Here is a 4,668-nt window from a genome sequence, read left to right on the forward strand (position 1 = left end):
AGGTGCCTCATCCGCCCCAAGTCTATGGTCATTTCCCACATTGGCCGCAGACATCCTCAGTAAATCCGCATGGTTATCCACAGCAGCTAAAACACAGGCCAAAACCAGAAGAAACTGCACATTTTCATGGGGTGTTTCTCCCGGATTCATCAGATTAATGCCGTCATCGGTGGACAAGGACCAGTTGTTATGCTTTCCGGAACCGTTAATGCCTTCGAAGGGCTTTTCATGAAGAAGGCACTCCAAACCATGACGGGAAGCCACCTTCTTTAGATTTTCCATTACCAGCTGATTGTGATCCACCGCCAAATTGGCTTCCTCAAACATGGGCGCCATCTCATGCTGGGCAGGAGCCACCTCATTGTGCTCGGTCTTTACAGGAACTCCTAAAGCCCAAAGCTCCTGATCCATATCCCCCATAAAGGCGGCAATTCTCTTCCGGATAACGCCGTAATAATGGTCATCCAGCTCCTGTCCCTTTGCCGGCATTCTACCGAAAAGAGTTCTTCCGGTGTAAACCAAATCTTTTCTTCTAAGGTATTTTTCCCGGTCTACCAGAAAATACTCCTGCTCCGCACCAACAGTAGCCTTAACAGAACGACTGCTCTGATTTCCAAAAAGACGGAGGAGTCGTAAAGCCTCCCGATTAATCGCCTCCATGGAACGAAGAAGGGGAGTCTTTTTGTCCAGTGCCTCTCCGGTATAGGAGCAAAAGGCTGTAGGAATGCAGAGGGTTGTGGTCTCTCCGTCCTTTCTCAGGAAAGCGGGACTGGTACAATCCCAAACCGTATAACCTCTGGCTTCGAAGGTAGCTCTTAAACCGCCGGAGGGAAAGGAAGAGGCATCCGCCTCGGAACGCACCAATTCCTTACCGGAAAATTCCAGCATTACCTTTCCCTCTCCCACAGGGCTTAAAAAGGCCTCATGCTTTTCCGCAGTAATGCCGGATAAGGGCTGAAACCAGTGGGTATAGTGGGTAGCACCCTGTTCAATAGCCCATTCCTTCATTCCCTGAGCCACTGCGTCTGCCAAGTCAGGGCTTAAAGCATAGCCCTCCTGCATACTTTTCTTCAGCTTCTGGTATACATTTTTCGGTAAACGCTCCCGCATTACACCGTCATGAAATACATTTTTGGAAAAATTTTCTATCCCGTTTCCAGCCCTCATGTTACTCCTTTACTGATTGCTTTACCAAACGATTCCTCATTTTAAGTGCAAAAGGGCAGAGACCATGCTCTGCCCTTCTTCCTCTTATGCTTTATTAGCGCAACCGAATAACTCAATCTTTGCCTTACACTCTTCAATGATTGCATCTGCACCCGGCTTTAAGAGCTTTCTCGGGTCAAATCCCTTACTCTTCTGATCGGAACCTGCTTCAATATATTTTCTGGTAGCTGCAGCAAATACAAGCTGAAGCTCTGTATTTACATTAATCTTTGCAACACCCAGAGAAATTGCCTTCTGAATCATCTCCTTCGGGATACCGGAACCGCCATGAAGTACCAATGGCATCTTCTCTCCGATCTGCTCCTTGATTGCAGCCAGAGTATCGAAGGAAAGTCCCTTCCAATCAGGGGGATAAACACCGTGAATATTTCCGATTCCTGCAGCCAGGAAGTCGATGCCTAAATCTGCAATCTTCTTACATTCAGCAGGATCTGCACACTCTCCCATACCTACAACACCGTCTTCTTCTCCGCCAATGGAACCTACCTCGGCCTCAATGGAAAGACCTGCCTTATGGGCAGCCGCTACCAATTCCTTGGTCTTTTCAACATTTTCCTCAATATTGAAATGAGAACCGTCGAACATGATGGAAGTGAAGCCTGCCTTGATGCAGGAATAGCATCCGTCATAGGAGCCGTGATCCAAATGAAGAGCTACCGGAACGGTAATGCCAAGGCTCTTATCCATAGCCTTAACCATTGCGGCTACCGTTTCAAAACCGGTCATGTACTTTCCTGCACCCTCGGAAACACCAAGGATTACGGGAGACTTGGTCTCTTCGCAAGCCAGGAGAATGGACTTTGTCCACTCCAGGTTATTGATATTAAACTGAGGAACGGCGTAATGGGAAGCCAGCGCTTTATCCAACATTTCCTTTGCATTAACTAACATATTAATCCTCCTTTTTAGAAAAGAATATTCATTATCATAAATCTCACCCTAAACTACGGAGAGAGTGTAACACATTTTTAAAGCCTAGGAAAGCAAGAAATGTGAAACCGTCGCCTCCATATCCTCTACTGAGCATACGGTGCTGTGGCGAATTTCTCCCTCCTCCACTTCTTTGACCGGAGCGGGAATAGGCTCTTTCCAAAGCTTTTCCAAAGCTTCGATGCCTTCAAATACATCCTTTGGTACAGGCTCCTTTAAGGCCTTTAAAACAGTCTGGGAGAACTTATACGGACTGGCTGTAGAAACCACAAGACACTTGTCCCGTCTTCCCTGCTCATAGGCATAGTGGTCTGCCACCACCTTAGCCACTGCGGTATGGGGATCCAGAACATAGCCTGTTTCCTTATAGGTCTGGAAAATGCTTTGACTGCCCTCGGCTTCTTTTCCGTAGCCACTGTAAAAGTCCTTCAGTTCCTTTGCTATCGTCTCAGAAATACGATATTTTCCCTTATCCTTCAGCTCTTCCATCAATCTCTTACACTCATCCGCATTTTTCCCTGCAAAATACAGGAGTCTTTCCAGGTTGGAGGAAATCAAAATATCCATAGAAGGAGAGGTAGTTACATGGAAGGGACGGTTCTTATCGTAAATTCCCGTACGGAAAAAGTCTGTTAAAACCTTATTGTCGTTGGAAGCACAAAGAAGCTTTCCTAAGGGAAGTCCCATACGCTTTGCACAATAAGCTGCCAAAATATTTCCGAAATTTCCGGTAGGTACGGAAACATTCAAGCTCTCTCCTGCCTTCAGCTCTCCACTTTTTTGCAAACGGCAGTAGGCATAAACGTAGTAAACAATCTGGGGGACCAAACGTCCGATGTTAATGGAATTTGCGGAAGAAAGTCTATAACCCTTTTCCAGCAGCTTCTCTTGATAGGCTTTATCGGAGAAAATCTTCTTTACTCCACTCTGGGCATCATCAAAGTTTCCCAGAATAGCAGCCACATGGGTATTCTGTCCCTTCTGAGCCCGCATCTGCCGCTCCTGGAAGGGGGAAACTCCGTCCTTAGGGTAGAAGACAATAATTTCACAGCCATCCACATCACAAAAGCCTTCCATAGCAGCCTTTCCGGTATCTCCGGAGGTAGCGGTGAGAATCACAATCTTCTCCTGAATCTGATTCTTTTTACAACTTACCTTCATAAGGTAGGGAAGAATGGACAATGCCATGTCCTTGAAGGCCAGGGTTCTTCCGTGGAAAAGCTCAAGATAGTAGCTATCTCCTTTTTTTACCACAGGGGCGATTTCCTTTGTGGAAAACTTATCGTCATAGGCAGAATTAATACAATAACGTAATTCCTCCTCGGTGAAATCCGTAAGATAAAGCTTCATGATTTCATAAGCCAAATCCTGATAGGATAACTCAGCATAGTCCTCAAGAGACTTTTCCAGTTTAGGCATTTCCTTCGGTACAAAAAGTCCCCCGTCCTTTGCCAGTCCCTGCACAATTGCTAAAGACGGACTTACATTTTCTTCTCCTCCGCGAGTGGATTGATAAACCATATTTTCTCCTTTACTACTCATTCTGCAATAAGCTTTCAATCTTTGTCTTCATCAGATCAAATGCAACATCATTCATTCCGGAATTCATCACGATATCCGCCTTGGCTCTGGTAGGCTCCACATACAGGTAATGCATAGGCTTAACCGTGTTTAAATACTGTTCGGAAATATCCTCCACCTGACGGCCTCTTTCCTTCACATCCCGAATAATTCGCCTAATAATTCTTTCGTCCGCATCCGCTTCCACATAAATCTTAATATCAAAAAGGGAGCGTAACTCCGGATTTTCCAGCACCAAAATGCCCTCCACCAGGATAATTCTCTTCGGTTCTACAACAAAGTACTGATCGGTTCTGTTGTGGGTGCTGAAATCATAGGTGGGGGAGGAAATACCTTCTCCTCTTCTTAATGCCTTCAAATGCTTAATCAAAAGATCCGTTTCAAAGGCATCCGGATGGTCGTAGTTAGCCTTTTGACGGATAGCAAAGGGCACCCCGTCATTGGACTTATAGTAATTGTCGTGGTAGAGAACTGCCACTTCCTCCGGAAAGCATTCTTTGATTCTCTTGGTAAAGGTGGATTTTCCCGAACCGGAACCTCCCGCTATACCAATCATTACCGTTGAAAACATAGTTTCCCCTCTTCCTTTTAAACTTCCTACAGAATATCCTAGTTCAATTTGTTTGTAAACCTCTTAGATATTTTTTCCCTATCCCTAAAAAGCTCAAGCTGAATAGGATAAAAAACAGAAATGCCAGTATCAGACCGTAGAAAAAATATCCCTTGGTTTTACACCAGTAAAGTTCGTAGAAAACAAACAAAAAGCTGATAAATTCCAGTACATAGCTCAGTGCCGTAGAATAAGCCGTATTCTTTCCCAGGCAACTGCAAAAGATACCGAGAGCCGTGCAATACAGGGCGGAAAAAATATAAAAGAAAAAATACAAAAGCACTAAACTGCCGGAAATTCCTCCATAAATATATAGAGTC

The 4,668-nt window shown here is 45.1% G+C and carries 4 protein-coding genes and 1 pseudogene; all 5 read right to left on the reverse strand.

Annotated elements, in window-relative coordinates:
* On the reverse strand, positions 1–1,167 hold a 1,167-nt coding region (locus ACO4PX_RS08730; RefSeq protein WP_485572308.1), incomplete at its 3' end, for a glutamine synthetase III domain-containing protein.
* 84 nt (positions 1,168–1,251) lie between these two features.
* Complete coding sequence (gene fba / locus ACO4PX_RS08735) at positions 1,252–2,118, reverse strand: class II fructose-1,6-bisphosphate aldolase (protein ID WP_040648254.1); 867 nt, start codon at positions 2,116–2,118, stop codon at positions 1,252–1,254.
* An 84-nt stretch (positions 2,119–2,202) separates the two neighbouring features.
* Positions 2,203–3,678, reverse strand: coding sequence for a threonine synthase (gene thrC / locus ACO4PX_RS08740; protein ID WP_485572309.1), 1,476 nt, complete (start codon positions 3,676–3,678; stop codon positions 2,203–2,205).
* A gap of 13 nt (positions 3,679–3,691) precedes the next feature.
* Positions 3,692–4,309 (reverse strand): uridine kinase, encoded by a 618-nt coding sequence (gene udk / locus ACO4PX_RS08745; RefSeq protein ID WP_485572310.1) that lies wholly within the window; start codon positions 4,307–4,309, stop codon positions 3,692–3,694.
* Between the two features lie 43 nt (positions 4,310–4,352).
* Positions 4,353–4,668, reverse strand: a pseudogene (locus ACO4PX_RS08750) (ABC transporter permease); the annotation flags it as partial.

The organism is Oribacterium sp. (assembly GCF_057249185.1).

Excerpts from the sequence above, each read along its gene's own strand:
- fba (WP_040648254.1), bottom strand. The coding sequence starts at position 2,118 with ATGTTAGTTAATGCAAAGGAAATGTTGGATAAAGCGCTGGCTTCCCAT.
- thrC (WP_485572309.1), bottom strand. The coding sequence starts at position 3,678 with ATGGTTTATCAATCCACTCGCGGAGGAGAAGAAAATGTAAGTCCGTCT.
- udk (WP_485572310.1), bottom strand. The coding sequence starts at position 4,309 with ATGTTTTCAACGGTAATGATTGGTATAGCGGGAGGTTCCGGTTCGGGA.